The 479-nt window shown below is 51.6% G+C and carries 1 protein-coding gene; it reads right to left on the bottom strand.

From position 1 onward, the window contains the following. Positions 1-72 precede the first annotated feature (72 nt). Positions 73-479: thiamine pyrophosphate-dependent enzyme (locus M3175_RS25880; protein ID WP_251524556.1), on the bottom strand; the 407-nt coding region annotated here is incomplete at its 5' end.

The following is a 479-nucleotide window of genomic DNA, read 5'->3' as shown; positions in this document are numbered from 1 at the left end:
CTCCGCTTCATGGGGACCGTTCCGACGGTAACAGTACCTCTCACTCCCGCTATCTTTCGGGTAAGTTTGGCGCTAGTCGTGGGCAAGCTGTGCCCTAAAAACCACGGCTTCTGGATCGGCACCGTTTACATGAAAAATCGGTGCGTGGACCATCTTGGCGATGTCGGTACAGTATTCAGTTGAACGCGCATCTTCTAAGCGGCTGGTGGTAAAACCCACTTGGTTATTGATAATAATATGCAGCGTACCACCTGTTGAGTAGGCACGGGTTTGTGACATTTGGAAAGTTTCTTGGTTGACACCTTGACCGGCGAACGCGGCGTCACCGTGTACCACGATTGGCAAAACGGCATCACCCGTCTTATCTTGACGGAGTACTTGGCGGGCACGCACTGAACCAATCAATACAGGCGATACAATCTCAAGATGCGAGGGGTTAAATGCCAAGGCTAAGTGTGCTTCGAAGCCCGGTGTCATTA

The sequence above is a fragment of the Robertmurraya korlensis genome (assembly GCF_023715225.1).
Lineage (GTDB): Bacteria > Bacillota > Bacilli > Bacillales > Cytobacillaceae > Robertmurraya_A.
The sequence above is the reverse complement of the archived record's forward strand: the minus strand, read 5'-3'. Positions and strand labels throughout refer to the sequence as shown.